This is a genomic window from Achromobacter sp. 01N37 (assembly GCF_056399725.1).
This window is the reverse complement of record NZ_JBFTRX010000003.1, coordinates 456440-473555: the sequence shown is the minus strand read 5'-3', so window position 1 is coordinate 473555 and position 17116 is coordinate 456440. Positions and strand designations below refer to the sequence as shown.

Genomic DNA, 17116 nt, shown 5'->3' with positions numbered 1-17116 from the left:
ATCAATACGGCAGCCAAGTCGCCAAAGACGGCGGCAGCCACGTTTTGATATGTTTGATGGCCTCGATGGCCGAATGCGAAAACATGGCGTCCTTCCACCACGGCTCTTGGGGTAGCGGCGTGTAGCCCGCAGCGGCCACCAACGCCAGCACGATCACCAGACCACGGGCCAGCCCGAACATTCCGCCCAGGCCGTGATCGGCGGGGCTGAGTCCGGTACTGCGGATCAAGGCGGCTAGCGTCATGTTGACCAAACCCACACCGAGCAGCACTAGGATGAACACCACGGCGTATGAGACTCCCATGCGCAGCAGCGTCGTTTCAATATAGGGCTCCAGCCACGTATACACCGTGGGGCCCCACCATATCGCGGCCACAAAGGCCAGCAGATAGGCGACCAGCGACAGCACCTCTTTGAGCAGGCCGCGCACCAGGCCCAGCACACCCGAGACCACCAGGATGGCCAGTACGACGAAGTCGAAACCGGTCACTATTGGGCAGCAATGAAACCATTGTCATAGCCCAAGGTGCGCAAACGCGCCTGGGCCGCCTGTGCCGCCTCACGCGAAGGGAACGGCCCCACGCGCAGACGGTACTGCTGTTTGCCTCCAATGGAGGCTTGTTCCACAAATGCATTGGTGACGCCGGCCTGATGCAGTTTGGCGCGGCGCGATTGGGCGTCTTCCGACGTCGTGTAAGCCGCAATCTGCAGCACGAAATTACCCTTGGCGGCGGCGGGCTTGGGGGCCGGCGCGGTGGCGGCCGGCGCCGAACGCCCTTCCAGCAAGGCCAGCGCGCGGGCGCCGTCGTCGGAACGCGTCTCGGGCTTGGGCGTCGGTTTGGGCTCGGGCTTGGATTCCGGCTTGGGTTCGGGCTTGGGCTTGGTTTCCGGCTTGGGCGGCACAAGCGGCGGCGTGACTTGCACGGTCGTCTGCGGCGTCGGGGCCGTTGCCACGGGCGGCACCGACGTGACCGGCGGCGGCGTGGGAACGCCGGAACCTTCCGTGGGCGCGGCATCCGGCGTGGTGGGGGCAGCCGCTTGCGGCTCGCCTACCTGCGGCTGGAACGGCGTGTTGCGATCCGGCACCCGGATGGGAATGTTGTCGGCAACCGGTACGGGCTGCGAATCAAGCACCATGGGAAGAATGATGACAGCCGCCAGCACCAGCGCGACGGCGCCTGCCAACCTGCGCCGCGCGCGCCCGCGCAGCTCCGCAGCCTGAACCTCGCTAGGCACTGCCGCCCGTTTAGAGGACTGCGCCTGGTCGGCAGGATCTTTGCGTTTGAAAAAACCCATGGAAGAGAATTCCTTGCGGCGCCTTTCGGCAATATGGCGGTGGGCCGCCACGAGCCGATTTGCCTATGCCTTGCGACCCAGAGCCTGCAAAACCGAGGCCACGGTGAGAAACGACCCAAACACGACGATTCTATCATTCTCGACCGCCCGTTCGCGCGCTGCGGCGTAGGCCTCGGCGGGATCTTCGAAGGCGGCGATGCTGGGGCTTTCCGCCCCCGCGGGCGACGGCGGCAAGGCGGCGGCAACCTGATCCGCCAGCGCCTGCCCGGACGTTCCGCGCGGGCCCGGCAGGCCTGCGCAGTACCAGTGATCAATGCGCGTGCCCATTTTGGCGACGACGCCAGCCAGGTCCTTGTCGTTCAACATGCCGAATACCGCGTGGGTATAGGGATGAAAGCCCATGTTGTCCAGATTCTGCGCCAGCACGGCGGCGGCGTGCGGGTTGTGCGCCACGTCCAGAATCACGGACGGCTGGCCCGGCAGGATCTGGAAGCGGCCCGGCAGCGATGCCTGCAGCAGCCCCAGGCGCACGGCCTGCGCCGGCACCGGCAGGCGATCGCGCACGGACTCCAGCGCGGCCAGCGCGGCCGATGCGTTCAGCAATTGATTGGCGCCGCGCAGGGCCGGATAGGCCAGCGCGCTGCGGCGTTGTTCGCGGCCTCCGAACGCCCATTGCTGGCGGTCGCCGGAATAGTTGAAGTCGCGCCCAAACAACCAGAGGTCGGCGCCGATCTTTTCGACGTAATCCAGCAGCGATTGCGGCGGCACCGGGTCGCTGCAAATAGCGGGACGGCCGGCGCGGTAGATGTGCGCTTTTTCGAAACCGATTTTTTCGCGGGTGTCGCCCAGCCAGTCGGTGTGGTCAAGGTCGACGCTGGTGACGATTGAGCAGTCGGCGTCAACGATGTTGACGGCGTCCAGCCGGCCGCCCAGACCCACTTCCAGCACCACCGCGTCCAGGCGCGATTGCGAGAACAGGCGCAGGATGGCCAGCGTGGTGAATTCGAAGTACGTCAGCGAGACCTCGCCGCGCGCCGCTTCCACCGCCTGGAACTGGGCGATCAGCGCATCATCGGAGGCGATCTGCCCGTTGACGCGGGCGCGTTCGTTGAAATCGATCAGGTGCGGGGAGGTGTACAGCCCCACTTTGTAGCCTGCCGCCAGCAGAATGGCTTCCAGCATGGCACAGGTGGACCCTTTGCCGTTGGTGCCGCCGACAACGAACTTCACGCCGGACAGCTCAAGCCCCATGCGCGTGGCAACCTCGCGCACGCGATCCAGGCCCATGTCGATCGCGGTGGCGTGGATGGATTCCAGATACTGGAGCCAATCAGACAGGGTGGCGGATGCGTCAGGCTGGGAAACAGGGGACATGGCGGGGGTGGAGACGGGGGTCGTGTTGAATCAGCCCCGGATTTTAGCAGTCTGCGCCCGGTGTTTTCCCTAATCCCCTAGGGCGCGACACAGTATCTGCACCGAAAAAGCGCTTGCCGATGTTTTTCTCATACGTGAAAATAAATTTACGTATGAAAATTTAAACGGATGAACATGACGCAGCAAAAAACCCCCAGCTGGCTGGTCCGCGAGGCCGACGTTCCGGGCTACCACCCCGCCAACCACACCGGCACGTTGAACCGCCGGCTGATCGGCCCCGACACCGTCGGCTCGCGCGGCGTGGAAGTGCTGCTGGGCGTGATCGACAAGGGCAAAGGCGCGCTGCCCCATGCTCACCCCGGCATCGAACAGGTCTGTTATCTGTTGTCGGGCACCGCCCGCGCGCAAGTGCAGGACGAATGGGCCGACATGGGCCCCGGCGATTGCTGCTACTTCCCGCCCGACATCCCCCACGTGTTCACCGTGACCAGCGACGAGCCCGCCCGCCTGCTGGTGATCTATACCCCCCCGTATGAAGAATCCCCCGACCGCGTGATCCGGGACTTTCCGGCGCCACCCGCTGCCGCCTGACTCGGCGCAGCAATAGGCAGCGGCCGCAGAGCCGCGCCTGACCCCTTATAAAAAACTGGAGACAACCCCATGCACACGTATCGCCTGCTCGCCGCCGCGCTCGTCAGCGGCGCGGCCTTGATGGCCGCCCCCGCCGCCCACGCCGCCGACTATCCCAACAAACCGATCACGCTGGTCGTGCCCTTCCCGGCCGGCTCCGGCACCGATGCCGTTGGCCGAATCTTTGGACAGGAACTGTCGGCCATCCTGGGCCAAACGATCGTCGTCGAGAACAAGCCCGGCGCCAACGCCACCATCGCCGCCGCCTACGTCGCCCGCGCCAAGCCCGACGGCTACACCTTGTTCGTCACCACCAACACCTCGCACTCGGCCGCGCCCTGGCTGATGAAGAACGTGCCTTATGACCCGGTCAAGGACTTCACCCCGATCGCCCGGGGCGGCAACCTGCCCTTCATCCTGGTTGTGAATCCGAAGCGCCCATGGAAGAACGTGGGCGAGCTGGTGGCCGACGCGAAGAAGAACCCCGGCCGCATCACCTACGCCAGCGGCAACAGCACCGGCATCGTTGCGGGCGCCACGCTGGCCGACCGCGCCAAGATCGACATCCTGCACGTGCCTTACAAGGGCACCCCGCAGGGGCTGACCGATGTGGTCGGCGGACAAGTCGACTTCATGTTCACGGACCTGGCCTCGGGGCTGCCCTTCGTGCAATCGGGCCAGTTGCGCGCCCTGGCCGTATCCACCGCCGAACGCAGCGCCATCGTGCCCGACCTGCCCTCCATGGCCGAAGCGGGCGTGAAGGACTTTGACCTGAACTCCTGGAACGGCTACTTCGGCCCGGCCGGGCTGCCGCCGGAAGTGGTGGCCAAATTGAATGCCGCCATCAATCAGGTGGTGGCCAAACCCGAGGTGAAGAAGCGCCTGGCCGGCCTGGGCTTCGACGCCTTTTCCAGCACGCCCGAGGCCTTTGCGCAGTTCGTCAGCGAACAGCGCGACCTGTGGGGCAAGCTGATCAAAGATGCAGGAATCGAACAGCAATGACAGCAGCCACGCCTGACCAGGCCCGCCACAACACGCCCCCTGCCGCCGGCCCGCTGTCGGGCGTGCGCATCCTGGACCTGAGTTCGGTGGTGATGGGGCCGTACGCCACGCAGATCCTGGCGGACCTGGGGGCCGACGTGATCAAGGTCGAGTCGCCCGCGGGCGACAACATGCGGGCCGTGGGCCCCATGCGCAATCCGGGCATGGGCCACTTGTATCTGCACTTGAACCGCAACAAGCGGTCGATTGTGCTGGACCTGAAAACGCCTGAAGGCCGCGAAGCCTGCCTGCAACTGGCCGAAAGCTGCGACGCCCTGCTCTACAACATCCGGCCGCAAGCGATGGCCCGGCTGGGGCTGTCGTACGAAGCAGTGGCCGCGCGCAATCCGCGCATCGTCTATCTAGGCGCCTATGGCTTTGGCGAGGCCGGCCCCTACGCCGGGCGGCCTGCCTACGATGACCTGATCCAGGGCCAGACCGGCATCGCCGCGCTGTCTGCCCAGCAAAGCGGCGATGTGCCGCGCTACGCGCCCCTGACGTTGGCGGACCGCGCCGTGGGCCTGCACGTGGGCATCGCGCTGGTGTCGGCGGTGCTGCACGCCAAGACCACGGGCCACGGCCAGCAGGTGGAAATTCCCATGTTCGAAGGCATGGCCCATCTGGTGCTGGGCGACCACCTGGGCGGGGCCACGTTCGACCCGCCGATGGGGCCGACGGGTTACGCGCGGCTGCTGGCCCCGCACCGCCGCCCGTATGCCACCGCAGACGGCTATATCTGCCTGCTGATCTACAACGACAAGCACTGGCGAAACTTCTTCAACCTGATCGGCCAGCCCGAACTGGCGCAGGACCCGCGCTTTTGCACGCATGGCGCCCGCGCGGTGCATATCAGCGAGGTCTATGCGTTTGTGGCGGACGTGATCCGCACGCGCCCCAGCCAGGAATGGCTGGACGCGCTGACGCAAGCCGACATCCCCGCCTCGCAGCTCTACACGGTGGACGACCTGCTGGAAGACGAGCACCTGACCGCCACCGGCTTCATCCGAGAAATGGATCACCCCACCGAAGGCCGGATACGCACGACCGCGCCGCTGGGCCAGTTCCAAGGCACGCCGACATCGATACGCCGGCCCGCCCCGACGCTGGGCCAGCACAGCCGCGAAATATTGGCCCAAGCCGGTTACGACGACGCCCGGATCGACACCCTGTTCGCCCGTGGCATTACCCAAGATGGAAACGACTGATGGACTTCGCCTTTACCCCTGACCAATTGGCGCTGCGCGACGCCGTTTCGCGCATCTGTGACCGTTATCCCGACGAATACTGGCTGGAACGCGACCGCGAAGGCGGCTTCCCCGAACCGCTGCACGCTGATCTGGCGCGCGACGGCTGGCTGGGCATCGCCATGCCGCAGGAATACGGCGGCGCCGGGCTGGGCATGACCGAGGCGGCGCTGATGATGCAGACCATCGCGGCGTCCGGCGCGGGCTTTACCGGCGCATCCGCCGTACACATGAACATCTTCGGGCTGAACCCCGTCGTGGTGTTCGGCAGCGATGAGCAGCGCGCGCGCTGGCTCGAACCGCTGATCGCCGGCCGCGAAAAGGCCTGCTTCGCCGTCACCGAACCCGATGCCGGCCTGGACACCACCAAGCTGTCAACGCGCGCGGTGCGCCAGGGCGATGAGTACGTGGTGCATGGCCGCAAAATCTGGATCTCGACGGCGCAAGTCGCCAACAAGATGCTGCTGCTGGCGCGCACCACCCCGCTGTCCGAGGTGGATAAACCCACGCAAGGCCTGTCGCTGTTCTACACAGACCTGGACCGCGAAAAGATCGAAGTGCGGGAAATCGAGAAAATGGGCCGCAAAGCCGTGGACTCGAACATGCTGTTCATCGATGGGCTACGCATTCCGGTGGCCGATCGCATCGGCGAAGAAGGCCGCGGTTTTGAATACATCCTGCATGGCCTGAACCCCGAACGCATCCTGATCGCGGCGGAAGCCGTGGGCATCGGCCGCGCCGCGCTGGACCGGGCGGTGAAGTATGCCGGCGAACGCACCGTGTTCGGCCGCCCCATCGGCCAGAACCAGGGCATCCAGCACCCGCTGGCGCAGGCCTGGATGCAGTTGGAAGCGGCGGATCTGATGGTGTTCAAGGCGGCCAGCATGTATGACGCCGGCCAGCCCTGCGGCCCCTACGCCAACACGGCCAAGTACCTGGCGGCCGAAGCCGGCTACAACGCCTGCCAGACGGCGGTGATGACGCTGGGCGGCATGGGCTACGCCAAGGAATACCACGTGGAACGGCTGCTGCGCGAGAGCTTCATCCCCCGCATCGCCCCGGTCAGCCCGCAGCTGATCATGTGCTTCATCGCGGAAAAAGTGCTGGGGCTGCCGAAGTCGTACTAAGGCGCAGGTCGCGGACCAGGCTCGCGCCCAACCGCCCGAAAGACCGGCAGCCGTTCAGGCCTGCTGTTCCAGGGCGGTACACGCCGCCCGCAGGATGCGCGCATAGGCTTCCTGCTGCGGCTCGATCCGGTAGATCGGGCCGCCCACGGAAATCGCATAGTGTTCGCCCGACAAGGTGACGGGCCAGGCGATGGCGCCCACATCGGCGATGGATTCCCCGCTATTCATGAACCAGCCCCGTTGGCGTGACCGCAGAAGATCGTCCTGCAACGCCTGCGGCGTGACAAGCGTGCGCTCGTTGTAGCGGGTCATCGTCATACCAGCCATCATCGCGCCGCGGGCGGCGTCATCCATCAGCGACATCAGCGCCTTGCCCAGCGAATTGGCGTGTACGTCTTTGAACTCGCCGGCAACGGGCGCGTATCGGATGGTATGAGGTGAATCCAGCACATCCAGATAGACCACGCGGCCGTCCTGGGTCAGCTTGGCGAAAACAATCGTTTCGCGGGTAGCGTCCCTTAATTCAAGCAGGCTGGGATAAACGCGATCCAGAACGGGATCTGAGCGAGCAATGCGCTGGGCCATGGCCAAGAGGCGGCCCGTGGGGTAGTAGCCCTGGCGCCGGCCGGTTTCATACAGATAGCCCAGGCTGGTCAGGGTGCGGATCAGGGCCAGGCAGCTGGAGACGGGGACATCCAGAAGACGGGCCAATTCCGACAAGGGCAGCGCGCGTTTTTCGCGGGCAAAGGTTTCGATGATTTCGATGACTCGCAGCGCCGTCTTGACACTCATTGCCCGATCCGAACTATTTAGCACGTGAAACATCTGGCTCGCCGGGGGCTAAAGTTCCCTGCGGATATGCCGTTATGGTAGCTGAGAATTCCCTGAAAACAGCGCGTTCCTCCGAGACGCCCACATCGCCGCTGGAGTGATCATGGCCGTAACCCCCTTAGCCCCCGCTACGTTCGCACCCCCCGCGATCACGCCGGCACCCGTCGTGGCCGATCCGGCCGTGAGCGTGACGCCGACCGTCGCTGCGACCAATAGCGGCGCCTCCGACAGCGCCACGTCGGAACAATCAGACTCGCAGAAGCTGCCTTTGGACAAGGCGCTGGATGAAATCAACGACCAGATGAAAGCCTGGTCCACGCAACTTCAGTTCGAGATTGACCCCAACGTGCACCAAGTCGTGGTTTCGGTCGTGGACGCTGAATCAGGTGACGTTATTCGCACCATCCCCAGCGAAACGGTGCTGAAAATCGCCAAAATGATCGTAAACATGCAAGGCAACGGCATCAAAACAACAGCCTGATACGACCCTTAAAACGGCGTTTATCGCCTGTTTTGGCGCCAATCCGTGAGGGAAGCGCCGAATTAGGCCCGCCTTATGCCCTTACCCGGCCAATCGCCGGCACCGTATTTTTGACAGAATCGCATCGCTAGGAAGGAATTTCACATGGCCACCATCACTAACCTCGGTTCGACCTCCGGTTTGCCCCTGGAAGAGATCCTCACGAAGCTGCAAGCGGCTGAGGATAAACGGCTGAGCATTTACTCCACCCGCCAGGCCAGCTACGAGGCCCGCGTCAGCGCATTCGGCCAAGTGCAAAGCGCCGTCGAAGCGCTGCAAAAGGCTGCCGAGACGCTGGGCAAGACGACCACGCTTGATGCCGTGAAGGCGAGCGTAGTGGGCGACGGCCTGAGCGCCACCGTGGGTACCGATGGTGCGACCGTGGGCGAGTACAGCATCAATGTGAAAAACCTGGCTGCCGCCCAGACGCTGCAATCGGGTGTGGTCGCCGACCGCAAGACCTCCCACGGCGCCTCCGGCTCGTTTGAAATCGAGCTGGCCAACGGCGACAAGCGCACGATCACGCTGGATGACACGTCGCTCAATGGCATTGCAAAAGCCATCAACGCGGATGACGAAGCTGGCGTGCGCGCCACCATCATCACCGACGGTAACGGTGCAAGCTACCTGATGCTGAGCGCCAGAAACACGGGCGAACAAGCCGCGGTGAAGTCCATCACGGTGACGGGTACGCCCGAGCTCAAGGACATCCTGAACTACAACACCGATCCAGCCGACACCAGCGCCAAGCTCACGCAGCAAACGGCGGCGGCCGATGCCGAAATCGAGATCAACGGCATCACGGTCAAGAGCGGCAGCAACAACATTTCGACCGCAATTGACGGCATCACCCTGAACCTCACGGCCAAGACTGAAATTGGCAAATCCGTGACGTTGAAGCTGACCAGCGATACCGCGGTGGCCAGCAAGGCCGTGCAGGRCTTCGTCACGGCCTACAACGCGCTGCAAAGCACGATCACGAAGCTGACCGCTTTCGACATCACCGCCGAGACCAACCAGGCCTTGACCGGCGACAACACCACGCGCGGCATCCAGTCGTCGATGTCGAATGCATTGCAGGTGTTCACGGGCGGCGATACCGTGCGCTCCATCGCCGACCTGGGCATTTCGACGGACCCTAAGACGGGCCTGCTGAAGCTGGACCAAACCAAGCTGGACAAGGCGCTGACCGGCAACCCCGCCGACGTCAAGCGTCTGCTGACCTCGACGGATGGTCTGGCCTCGAAGTTCGCCGTCGCCACCGGCAACGTGCTGGGCGACAACGGCTCAATCAAGGCCAGCAAAGACGGCCTGGCCAAGTCGATCGAAGATGTGAAGGAACAGCTGGCCCGCGCGACCAGCTCCAGCACCGCCCAAATGGACATCATGCGCGCGCAGTTTGTTGCGCTGGACAAGTTCGTGGCACAACAAACGGTGACGGCCAACTACCTCACCCAGCAATTCGCGGCCCTGGCCAAATCAACGTAATTTTTAGAAGATGCATTAATGACTTACGCCGCCCGCCGCCCCACTGGCTCGCATTCTGTCCGGTCCTACGCCGATATCGGCCTGGAAACGCAGATCCTGGGCGCCAGCCCGGAACGGCTGATCTCTCTGTTGTATCTCGGTGCCCGCGCGGCCATCGGACAGGCACGTATCCATTTGCAGGAAGAGCGGATCACAGAGCGCGGCGCGGCCATCTCGAAGGCGATCAAGATCGTCGACGAAGGCCTGAAGACCGGACTGAACATGGAGGCGGGCGGGGAAATTGCCGCAAACCTTGCTCGCCTCTACGACTACATTGTCCGTACGCTTTTGATGGCAAATCTTAAGGCGGACGCCGAGCAGCTTGAAATTGCCGATCGCCTGTTGGCGGACTTGGCCGACGCTTGGCAGACATCCATTGACCGCCCTGCCGGCGGTATGCAGCCTTGATGGCACGGCGCAAACCATCCCAGCCCGCCAGCAAACGCCCGAGATTTCCATGACGTCCCTTACCCAGCCCACCACCCCCATCCTGGAACGCTATCAGGAGATTGCTCTCATCACGAGCGACATGCTCGCGGCCGCCCAGGCGGGCGACTGGGATGCCGCGATGGTCCACGGGCAACAATACTGCGAACAGGTCGAGCGCCTTCGCGTCACCGAACGCACCCATCCCCTGGATGACGCCGCGCGCGCCATGAAGTACGACCTGCTCGTCCGCATTCTCGAAAACGATGCGTTGACACGGGACCTGGCTCTGCCCCAATTGGCTCGGCTTGGCGAACTGCTGGGCCGCATGAAGCGCCAGCAGACCCTGCTGTCCGCCTACGGCAACCGAGCGCCTGAAGAATGAGCGTAGGTCCCGCCGCACTCGGTAACGTCCTGGTGCAGCGGTTGGACGCCGTGCTTGGCACGACGATGTCCGCCGCCAACGCCAACCAGGTCTCAGGGGCACGGCCAGACGCCGTCAGCCAGCCCGGCAACCTTGAAAAGCCGGGTTCCGCGGACGGCTCCGCCCGCGACCCTAGGCAAGGCATTCAAACTGGCGGCGCCCGAGGCGACCGCCAGAATACTGTTGTCGACGCGAAGACCGCTGCCGCGCTGGCGCTCGCGGCGCGTGGCCTCGTCACCAGCAGCGACACTACGGCCTCTGCCCCGACAACGCTCGGCACAACCGCCCGCACGATTCTCGCGCTGCTAGCCCAGTACCCGGAAGCTGCGCCTGCAGTCCAGGGGCGCGCACCGCTTTGGAACGCCAATGGCGCGCCGGGCCAGACGGCGGAACAGCCAGGCCAGCCTGGCCAGGCCACTACCGCCGGCCAGCCGCCCGCGAACACGACGGCAGCGCAGGCCGCCGCGCCGATGACGGGCGCGGCCACCACAGCTGCTGCTGCCGCAGCGACGGCTGCCGCAGCGACGGCTGCCGCAGCGACGGCTGCCGCAACCACGACTGCAGCGGCGACGGCCAAGGCTGGCCAACCCGGCGCTCCCACCGACGCTGCGCGCGGCGCCGATGCCACGACGCATGCCTCGCTGGCAGCCAGCGGACCGTCCGCCCGGCTGCTGGGCCAGGCGCTACGCCAAGCCCTGCAAACGAGCGGCCTGTTTTATGAATCGCATCTGACAGACATGGTGTTTGGCCGAACCAACCCGTCGTCGCTGCAGAACGAGCCGCAAGCCAAGCTGACCAAGGATGCCGCAGCCCAAAATACGGCAGCGCCGCGTGGCCGGGCGGATTCCGCTACCGCCGGGCGCGCGGGTGGCGGCGCCGATGCGCCGTCCGGCACGGGTTCCTCTGCCACGTCGGCTCCAGGCGGCCCGGTTTCCGGCATTCACCAGGACTTGACCGTTCTGGTGCGCCAGCAACTCGATGTCCTGGCCAACCAGTCCCTGACCTGGCAAGGCGAAGCCTGGCCCGGCACGCCGATGGAATGGGAAGTGGAACGCGACCCTTATGGCGGCGACCCCGATTCCGCCACGCCCACCTGGGCCACGCGCCTGAAGCTGGACCTGCCCCGCCTGGGTCTGGTCGACGCCCGGCTGAACCTGGCGGGCGATCAGATCGTGCTGCAATTGGTTGCGCCGCTTGCCGCCGGTGAAATCAATGATGCGTCAGATCAGTTGCGCTCGCGCCTCTTGGCGGCCGGCCTGACCTTGAGCAATCTGGCGGTCAGCGTGACCGACCCGCGCCCCGTCATCCCGGCCGATTTCTGATGAGCACCCGCAGCCCCTCCCCGGACGACGGCCTGGACGTGAACCCCAACGCGAATCCCAACGCCAACCGCAACGCCGCGGTCGCCATTTCCTATGACGACAAGGACGGCGCGCCGCGCGTGGTCGCCAAGGGTTACGGCCAGCTGGCGGACACCATCGTCCGCGCCGCCGAAGAAAATGGCCTTTATGTGCACGAATCCCGCGAATTGGTGGGCTTGCTCATGCAAGTCGACCTGGATGCACATATTCCCCCCCAACTGTACGTAGCAGTGGCAGAATTGCTGGCCTGGCTGTATCGCCTGGAATCGCGCGAGCTTCCCGACGCGCCGCCACCTGCCTGATCTCACTCTCTAAGGACCACCATCGTGTTGGATGCCAGCGACCCGGAATTCCTGCTGACCCGGCCGGAAGACATGCGCTCAGCCCTGTTTGAACTGACGCACCCCGACAGTCACATCCTCGTACGCGACGCCGCCGACCGCGAAATGGCCGTGCTGGTGCTGGGTGCGGACAAGCAGACCCGCCAATTCTTCTGGCGCCCGCGCGACTATGCCGGCGCCGACTTCGAACAGTCGGACAACATGGGGTTGCTAAGCGGCACCACGTTCCACTTCCATGCCACCGCCTACGGCGGCGTGCAGATCCGCTTTCGCGTGCAGCGCCCGGAAGTCATTCATTTCGATGACGGCAGCGCGGCGCTCATGTCGCCCTTCCCCGACCGCCTGGCCCGCATCCAGCGCCGCAAGATGTTCCGCGCCTCGCTGGCGACCGGCGGCGGCCTGTGCCAGGCATCCTGGCAACCGGACCCCAAGCAAAAACCCTACCGCTTCACCGTGCGCGACATCTCTGTCGACGGTGTGGGCCTGCGCGTGGAGCTTGCGGTGCCCACCCTGCCGGAACGCGGCACGGTGATGGAAGACGTGCAGCTGGATTTCGGCGACCTGGGCAAATTCAACGCCAACCTTGAAGTGCGCAATGTCTATCCGATTTCAGGCCAGCCGATGATCCAGCCTGACAGCCCGGACGAACCGGCGCCCAAGCACGTATCGCTGACCGGCGAACCGCCGATGAGCCACATGGGCGCCGTGTTTCTGAATCTGGATGCGCGCCAGGAAAACTGGCTGCAGAAAGTGGTGTGGCGCCTGGAAAAAGGCGCGCAGCGCGATTGATGTGCAAAGGGCCTTTCCACTGGAAAGGCCCTTTTTCAATGGCCCGCGTAGCGGACCAGGATCGATGCCTTAAACGGCCATCGACGAGATTTCCTTGTAGGCCGCAACCAGCTTGTTGCGCACCTGCACCGCCGTCTGAAAGCCAAGGCTGGCTTTCTGCATGTCGATGATGACATCGTTCAACGAAATGTCGGGAGCGCCCATTTCAAAGGCGCGAGCCTGCGCCGACGACGCGTTCTGTGCCGACGTCACGCGGCGGATCGAGCGCTGCAACTCGGCGGCGAAACCGTCGGGCTGGCCGACCATTTCTCCTGCGGCGAGATTGCCGGTTTCCGCCTTGCTCACGACGGTGCGCATCTGCTGGAGCATGCTTTCGATGCCGGACAAGCCTGATACAGCCATTACTGATTCCTTGCTGGTGGGGCATGACGCCAATGTTGCGCAAAGCGTAACGCCGTTCGCGCAAGTCCATAGCCGATAAAAACCGCCAAAAACCCCGACATTTCCACGAATGCCGCCGCCCCTGCAGAACAGCATGGCGGCCAAGCCCGCTTTGGTGTCGACATAGAAGATAAGTAACGCCAAAAACCCGCTGTTTTCATCGATTGGGATTGTCGTACCAACGGCAATAATCCAGGCTCTCCCCAGACCAGAAGCACGTTGCATGTGTAATCTGCCCCACCAAGACATGAAGTCATTTTCCCTGCTCCGCGTAGCCAGCGGGAGCCGTCGATGAATCAGCAAGCCACTCTGAGCTCGTCGCTGCTCGCGAAGTTCCCCGTGCTGGAAAAGGTTCGCGCACTGCCCAAGCCCATTTTGCTGGGCGCGGCCGCTGCCATCGTTGCGCTGATCGCCGCGGCGGTAATGTGGAGCAGCGAACCCAAGTACAAGGTGCTGTTCTCGAACCTGGACGACCGCGATGGCGGCGCCATCGTGACGGCCCTGGGCACAATGAACGTCCCCTACCGCTACAACGAAACCGGCACCGCGCTGCTCGTTCCGGCCGACCGCGTCTATGACGCCCGGCTGCAACTGGCTTCGCAAGGGTTGCCGCGCGGCGGTTCGGTCGGCTTCGAGCTGATGGACAACGCCCGCTTCGGCGCCAGCCAGTTCGCGGAACAGATCAACTATCAGCGCGGCCTGGAAGGCGAGCTGGCGCGTTCGATCGAAGCCATGCACACGGTGCAACACGCCCGCGTCCACTTGGCCATGCCGCGCCAGTCGCTGTTCGTGCGTGAACGCCAGGCGCCCACCGCGTCGGTGCTGCTGAACGTGTACCCCGGCCGCAGCCTGAGCGACTCCCAGGTGTCTGCGATTTCCTGGCTGGTGGCCTCCAGCGTGCCCGAACTGACCGCCGAAAGCGTGTCGATCGTTGACCAGAACGGCCGCCTGCTGTCGGCGCCGGCTGGCGAAGGCCGCGGCATGGATGCTGACCAGATGCGCTACGTGCGCGAGATGGAACAGCGCACCGTTGAACGCATCCTGACGATCTTGAATCCGCTGGTTGGCCCGGGCAACGTCCACGCCCAAGCCAGCGCCGACATGGACTTCGCCCGCCGCGAAGAAACGTCCGAGGTCTATCGTCCGAACCAGGAACCTGGCCAGTCCGCGGTGCGCAGCCAGCAAACCAGCGACTCCACTCAGCGCGGCATCAACCCCGCTCAAGGCGTGCCGGGCGCGCTGTCGAACCAGGCGCCTCCGAATGCGCAAGCGCCGCTGGCCAACCCGCCCGCGCAGCAGCCGCCCCGTCCGGGCCAGCCGCAGCAGCCGGCCAATGCCCAGCAGCAACAGCAACAACAGCAGCAGACCGGCACCCAAAACGCCGGTGGCAGCCTGAACGAACGCCGCGACGCCACGACGAACTACGAAGTGGACCGCACGATCAGCCACATCAAGCAGCCGGTGGGCAACCTGAAGCGCCTGTCGGTGGCCGTGGTGGTGAATTACATCCGCGACAAGGACGGCGAGCCGCAAGCCCTGCCGCCCGAAGAACTGAGCAAGCTGACCAATCTGGTGCGCGAAGCCATGGGCTATTCGGAAACGCGTGGCGACTCGCTGAACCTGGTCAACAGCCAGTTCAACGATGGCCCGCCGCCGGTGCCGATGTGGCGTGATCCGGAAATGATCGCCCTGTTCAAGACGATTCTGGCTTGGCTGGTGGGTCTGGTGATTGCGCTGTGGCTGTACCGCAAGGTCCGCCGTTCGGTCACCGAGTACCTGTACCCGGTGGTTGATCCGGAAGTGGCTGAAGCCGAGCGCGTTGAAGCTGCCCGTGAAGCACAAGACGCCGCCCGCGCCAAGGAAACGAACCGCTACGAAGACAACCTGGAACGTGCCCGCACGATGGCTAATAAAGATCCGCGCGCCGTCGCGATGGTTCTGCGCACCTGGATGAGCAAAGATGACAAATGATTCCACTCCGATGGACGGCATGACGCGCAGCGCCGTCCTGATGATGTCGCTGGGCGAAGACGCCGCGGCCGAGGTCTTCAAATACCTCAGCGCCCGTGAAGTGCAGCAGGTCGGCGGGGCCATGGCCAGCTTGAAGCAGGTCACCCGCAACGACGTGGCCGTGGTGCTGGAAGAGTTCCGCCAGGAAGCCGACCAGTTCATGGCCGTCACGCTGGGTTCGGACGACTACATCCGCAGCGTGCTGACCAAGGCGCTGGGCAGCGACCGCGCGGCCGGCCTGATCGAAGACATTCTGGAAGCCGGCGACAGCGGCAGCGGCATCGATGCGCTGAACTGGCTGGACCCCAACACCGTGGCCGAGCTCATCGGCGACGAACACCCGCAGATCATCGCAACGATCCTGGTGCACCTGGAGCGCGACCGCGCGGCCGGCGTGCTGGCGCTGCTGACCGACCGCCTGCGCAACGACGTCATGCTGCGTATCGCCACCTTCGGCGGCGTGCAGCCGGCAGCCTTGTCCGAACTGACCGAAGTGTTGAATTCCGTGCTGGCTGGCCAGGGCGCCAAGCGCAGCAAGATGGGCGGCGTGCGTACCGCGGCCGAGATCCTGAACATGATGAATTCCTCGGACGAGGAAACCGTTGTGGCCAGCCTGCGCGAACGCGACAACGACCTGGCGCAGAAGATCATCGACGAGATGTTCGTGTTCGACAACCTGCTCGACGTCGAAGACCGCGCCATCCAGCTCATCCTCAAGGAAATCGACAACGACACGCTCATGGTTGCGCTCAAGGGCGCCCAGGAAGAGCTGCGTGCGAAGTTCCTGCGCAACATGTCCAGCCGCGCCGCCGAAATGCTGCGCGAGGACCTGGAGGCGCAAGGCCCGATCCGCATGTCGAAGGTCGAAGCCGAACAGAAGAAGATTCTGCAGATCGCCCGCCGCCTGGCCGAAAGCGGCCAGATCGTGCTGGGCAACTCCGGAGACGACGCGTATGTCTGAAGCGGACAACGGCGCGACGACGCTCATCTCGCGCAGCGCCGCCTGGCGGCGCTGGCAGATGCTGTCGTTCGACGAGCCGGCGACCGTCGAAGTCGAGCCCGAACCGGAACCCGATCCGGGCCCGGACCCCGCGGTGGTGATGGCGCAACTGCGCGCCCAGGCCATGGCCGAAGGGCGCGAGGAAGGCTACGCGCAAGGCCATGCGGCCGGCGCCGAAGCCGGGCAGCAGACCGGCCACGAAGCGGGTTTTGCCGCGGGCCGCGAAGCCGGTTACGCCGAGGGCCTGGCCCAGGCGCGCGAACAAGGCGCGGCAGAAGCGCAGCGGTTGCATGCGCTGGTTCAAGCCTGCGCCACATCGCTGGGCTCGCTGGAAGAAAAGATGGGCCAAAGCCTGCTGACGCTGGCGCTGGACATTGCGCAGCAGGTCGTGCGCACCACCCTGTCGGAACAACCCGAGACGGTGGCCGCCGCCGTGCGCGACGTGCTGCACATCAACCCGTCCGCGGGCGGCCAGATGCGCTTGTGGGCCAACCCCGAAGACATCGAGCTGATCCGCCTGCACCTGGCCGACGAATTGAAAGAAGGCCATTGGCGCGTGCTGGCCGATGAGTCCATTGCACGCGGCGGTTGCCGCGCCGAGACGCCGTTCGGCGATATCGACGCCACGCTGCAAACCCGGTGGCGCCGCGTCGCGGCGTCCTTGGGCCGCAACGTGTCGTGGGAGGACCCGGCGTGAACGGCAATCCGGCTCCGGCTCAGCCCGGCCAGACGGC

Annotated in this window: 19 protein-coding genes; 14 read left to right on the top strand and 5 right to left on the bottom strand. The window is 64.8% G+C overall.

All coding sequences use genetic code 11. From position 1 onward, the window contains the following. Position 1: 1 nt before the first annotated feature. From AC1DSJ_RS08295 to folC, 3 genes are all read right to left on the bottom strand, one after another. Positions 2-490 carry a CvpA family protein gene (locus AC1DSJ_RS08295; RefSeq protein WP_050446568.1) on the bottom strand — a complete coding sequence of 163 codons (489 nt, stop codon included), beginning with the start codon at positions 488-490 and terminating at the stop codon, positions 2-4. Beyond that, the gene (locus tag AC1DSJ_RS08290) at positions 490-1296 is read right to left on the bottom strand and encodes an SPOR domain-containing protein (RefSeq protein WP_054425880.1); all 807 of its coding nucleotides are present in this window, start codon (positions 1294-1296) and stop codon (positions 490-492) included. Before AC1DSJ_RS08290 ends, AC1DSJ_RS08295 begins: the two co-directional genes overlap by 1 nt. Before the next feature lie 63 nt (positions 1297-1359). Beyond that, positions 1360-2670: a bifunctional tetrahydrofolate synthase/dihydrofolate synthase gene (gene folC / locus AC1DSJ_RS08285; RefSeq protein WP_054425882.1), complete on the bottom strand. Its 1311-nt coding sequence runs from the start codon at positions 2668-2670 to the stop codon at positions 1360-1362. Between the two features lie 174 nt (positions 2671-2844). Here folC and AC1DSJ_RS08280 point away from each other — a divergent pair, with 174 nt between their 5' ends. The 4 genes from AC1DSJ_RS08280 (at position 2845) to AC1DSJ_RS08265 (ending at position 6712) form a co-directional block, all read left to right on the top strand. Continuing rightward, entirely contained in the window at positions 2845-3261 is a 417-nt protein-coding gene (locus AC1DSJ_RS08280; protein ID WP_054426340.1) for a cupin domain-containing protein, read from the top strand. 69 nt (positions 3262-3330) lie between these two features. Next, positions 3331-4302 (top strand): Bug family tripartite tricarboxylate transporter substrate binding protein, encoded by a 972-nt coding sequence (locus AC1DSJ_RS08275; protein ID WP_054425884.1) that lies wholly within the window; start codon positions 3331-3333, stop codon positions 4300-4302. Further along, positions 4299-5546 (top strand): CaiB/BaiF CoA transferase family protein, encoded by a 1248-nt coding sequence (locus AC1DSJ_RS08270; protein ID WP_054425885.1) that lies wholly within the window; start codon positions 4299-4301, stop codon positions 5544-5546. Before AC1DSJ_RS08275 ends, AC1DSJ_RS08270 begins: the two co-directional genes overlap by 4 nt. After that, positions 5546-6712 carry an acyl-CoA dehydrogenase family protein gene (locus AC1DSJ_RS08265; RefSeq protein WP_054425887.1) on the top strand — a complete coding sequence of 389 codons (1167 nt, stop codon included), beginning with the start codon at positions 5546-5548 and terminating at the stop codon, positions 6710-6712. Before AC1DSJ_RS08270 ends, AC1DSJ_RS08265 begins: the two co-directional genes overlap by 1 nt. A gap of 54 nt (positions 6713-6766) precedes the next feature. Here AC1DSJ_RS08265 and AC1DSJ_RS08260 read toward each other — a convergent pair whose 3' ends face one another. After that, positions 6767-7504, bottom strand: coding sequence for an IclR family transcriptional regulator (locus AC1DSJ_RS08260; RefSeq protein ID WP_054425889.1), 738 nt, complete (start codon positions 7502-7504; stop codon positions 6767-6769). A gap of 142 nt (positions 7505-7646) precedes the next feature. Here AC1DSJ_RS08260 and AC1DSJ_RS08255 point away from each other — a divergent pair, with 142 nt between their 5' ends. The 7 genes from AC1DSJ_RS08255 to AC1DSJ_RS08225 all read left to right on the top strand — a co-directional run bounded on the left by AC1DSJ_RS08255 (position 7647) and on the right by AC1DSJ_RS08225 (position 12931). After that, the gene (locus AC1DSJ_RS08255) at positions 7647-8024 is read left to right on the top strand and encodes a flagellar protein FlaG (RefSeq protein ID WP_441371264.1); all 378 of its coding nucleotides are present in this window, start codon (positions 7647-7649) and stop codon (positions 8022-8024) included. Positions 8025-8168: 144 nt separating this feature from the next. After that, the gene (gene fliD / locus AC1DSJ_RS08250; protein ID WP_476760295.1) at positions 8169-9551 is read left to right on the top strand and encodes a flagellar filament capping protein FliD; all 1383 of its coding nucleotides are present in this window, start codon (positions 8169-8171) and stop codon (positions 9549-9551) included. A gap of 18 nt (positions 9552-9569) precedes the next feature. Then, positions 9570-9998, top strand: a complete 429-nt coding sequence (gene fliS, locus AC1DSJ_RS08245; RefSeq protein WP_054425895.1) for a flagellar export chaperone FliS — start codon at positions 9570-9572, stop codon at positions 9996-9998. Between the two features lie 49 nt (positions 9999-10047). Further along, positions 10048-10401, top strand: coding sequence for a flagellar protein FliT (locus AC1DSJ_RS08240; RefSeq protein ID WP_441371263.1), 354 nt, complete (start codon positions 10048-10050; stop codon positions 10399-10401). After that, positions 10398-11762, top strand: a complete 1365-nt coding sequence (gene fliK, locus AC1DSJ_RS08235) for a flagellar hook-length control protein FliK (protein ID WP_441371262.1) — start codon at positions 10398-10400, stop codon at positions 11760-11762. The genes AC1DSJ_RS08240 and fliK overlap by 4 nt, the downstream gene beginning before the upstream one ends. Next, a complete protein-coding gene (locus AC1DSJ_RS08230) occupies positions 11762-12103 on the top strand; it encodes an EscU/YscU/HrcU family type III secretion system export apparatus switch protein (RefSeq protein WP_054425899.1) in 342 nt (113 codons plus the stop codon). The genes fliK and AC1DSJ_RS08230 overlap by 1 nt, the downstream gene beginning before the upstream one ends. A 24-nt stretch (positions 12104-12127) precedes the next feature. After that, positions 12128-12931 carry a flagellar brake protein gene (locus tag AC1DSJ_RS08225; RefSeq protein WP_054425901.1) on the top strand — a complete coding sequence of 268 codons (804 nt, stop codon included), beginning with the start codon at positions 12128-12130 and terminating at the stop codon, positions 12929-12931. A gap of 69 nt (positions 12932-13000) precedes the next feature. Here AC1DSJ_RS08225 and fliE read toward each other — a convergent pair whose 3' ends face one another. After that, positions 13001-13333 carry a flagellar hook-basal body complex protein FliE gene (fliE, locus tag AC1DSJ_RS08220; protein ID WP_054425903.1) on the bottom strand — a complete coding sequence of 111 codons (333 nt, stop codon included), beginning with the start codon at positions 13331-13333 and terminating at the stop codon, positions 13001-13003. A 330-nt stretch (positions 13334-13663) separates the two neighbouring features. On the opposite strand from fliE, the gene fliF reads away from it, so the two are divergent. From fliF to fliH, 3 genes are read left to right on the top strand one after another with little or no spacing between them, the layout of a single operon-like run. After that, the gene (fliF, locus tag AC1DSJ_RS08215; protein ID WP_054425905.1) at positions 13664-15343 is read left to right on the top strand and encodes a flagellar basal-body MS-ring/collar protein FliF; all 1680 of its coding nucleotides are present in this window, start codon (positions 13664-13666) and stop codon (positions 15341-15343) included. After that, positions 15333-16343 carry a flagellar motor switch protein FliG gene (fliG, locus tag AC1DSJ_RS08210; protein ID WP_054425907.1) on the top strand — a complete coding sequence of 337 codons (1011 nt, stop codon included), beginning with the start codon at positions 15333-15335 and terminating at the stop codon, positions 16341-16343. The genes fliF and fliG overlap by 11 nt, the downstream gene beginning before the upstream one ends. After that, on the top strand, positions 16336-17079 hold the full coding sequence (gene fliH / locus AC1DSJ_RS08205; protein ID WP_054425909.1) for a flagellar assembly protein FliH: 744 nt from the start codon (positions 16336-16338) through the stop codon (positions 17077-17079). Before fliG ends, fliH begins: the two co-directional genes overlap by 8 nt. Positions 17080-17116 lie beyond the last annotated feature (37 nt).

What these genes read in the sequence shown, in the direction of transcription:
- fliK (WP_441371262.1), top strand. Translation starts at nt 10,398, where the DNA reads ATGAGCGTAGGTCCCGCCGCACTCGGTAACGTCCTGGTGCAGCGGTTG.
- fliE (WP_054425903.1), bottom strand. Translation starts at nt 13,333, where the DNA reads ATGGCTGTATCAGGCTTGTCCGGCATCGAAAGCATGCTCCAGCAGATG.
- AC1DSJ_RS08230 (WP_054425899.1), top strand. Translation starts at nt 11,762, where the DNA reads ATGAGCACCCGCAGCCCCTCCCCGGACGACGGCCTGGACGTGAACCCC.
- AC1DSJ_RS08255 (WP_441371264.1), top strand. Translation starts at nt 7,647, where the DNA reads ATGGCCGTAACCCCCTTAGCCCCCGCTACGTTCGCACCCCCCGCGATC.
- AC1DSJ_RS08270 (WP_054425885.1), top strand. Translation starts at nt 4,299, where the DNA reads ATGACAGCAGCCACGCCTGACCAGGCCCGCCACAACACGCCCCCTGCC.
- AC1DSJ_RS08280 (WP_054426340.1), top strand. Translation starts at nt 2,845, where the DNA reads ATGACGCAGCAAAAAACCCCCAGCTGGCTGGTCCGCGAGGCCGACGTT.
- fliH (WP_054425909.1), top strand. Translation starts at nt 16,336, where the DNA reads ATGTCTGAAGCGGACAACGGCGCGACGACGCTCATCTCGCGCAGCGCC.
- AC1DSJ_RS08290 (WP_054425880.1), bottom strand. Translation starts at nt 1,296, where the DNA reads ATGGGTTTTTTCAAACGCAAAGATCCTGCCGACCAGGCGCAGTCCTCT.
- AC1DSJ_RS08260 (WP_054425889.1), bottom strand. Translation starts at nt 7,504, where the DNA reads ATGAGTGTCAAGACGGCGCTGCGAGTCATCGAAATCATCGAAACCTTT.
- AC1DSJ_RS08265 (WP_054425887.1), top strand. Translation starts at nt 5,546, where the DNA reads ATGGACTTCGCCTTTACCCCTGACCAATTGGCGCTGCGCGACGCCGTT.
- AC1DSJ_RS08275 (WP_054425884.1), top strand. Translation starts at nt 3,331, where the DNA reads ATGCACACGTATCGCCTGCTCGCCGCCGCGCTCGTCAGCGGCGCGGCC.
- fliF (WP_054425905.1), top strand. Translation starts at nt 13,664, where the DNA reads ATGAATCAGCAAGCCACTCTGAGCTCGTCGCTGCTCGCGAAGTTCCCC.
- fliG (WP_054425907.1), top strand. Translation starts at nt 15,333, where the DNA reads ATGACAAATGATTCCACTCCGATGGACGGCATGACGCGCAGCGCCGTC.
- fliS (WP_054425895.1), top strand. Translation starts at nt 9,570, where the DNA reads ATGACTTACGCCGCCCGCCGCCCCACTGGCTCGCATTCTGTCCGGTCC.
- AC1DSJ_RS08240 (WP_441371263.1), top strand. Translation starts at nt 10,048, where the DNA reads ATGACGTCCCTTACCCAGCCCACCACCCCCATCCTGGAACGCTATCAG.
- folC (WP_054425882.1), bottom strand. Translation starts at nt 2,670, where the DNA reads ATGTCCCCTGTTTCCCAGCCTGACGCATCCGCCACCCTGTCTGATTGG.